Origin of the sequence: Microbacterium sp. H6, from assembly GCF_003314775.1 — a bacterium.
Taxonomy (GTDB): domain Bacteria; phylum Actinomycetota; class Actinomycetes; order Actinomycetales; family Microbacteriaceae; genus Microbacterium; species Microbacterium oxydans.
The window spans coordinates 1-262 of sequence record NZ_QOAY01000021.1 but is presented as its reverse complement, the minus strand read 5'-3'; the positions used below and the strand labels follow the sequence as shown (position 1 = coordinate 262).

Annotated in this window: 1 pseudogene; it reads left to right on the top strand. The window is 74.8% G+C overall.

Going from position 1 to position 262, the window contains the following annotated elements:
* A pseudogene (locus DSP71_RS00990) lies at positions 1 to 262 on the top strand (primosomal protein N'); the annotation flags it as partial.

Here is a 262-nt window from a genome sequence, read left to right as displayed (position 1 = left end):
CTGGGGCGCGCGTTCCCCGGTGTGCGGGTGATCGTCGCGGACGGCGCTCATCCGGTGGAGCGGGTTCCGGCGAAGCCCGCACTCGTCGTCGCGACCCGTGGTGCCGAGCCGATCGCCGATGGGGGATACCGTGCCGTCGTGCTGCTCGACGGGCCGAGGATGCTTCAGGCCCCCGACCTGCGGGTCGCCGAGTCCTGTCTGCGGTGGTGGTCGAACGCGGCCGCGCTGGCGGCTCCCGGCGCGCCCGTGCATCTCGTGGGCG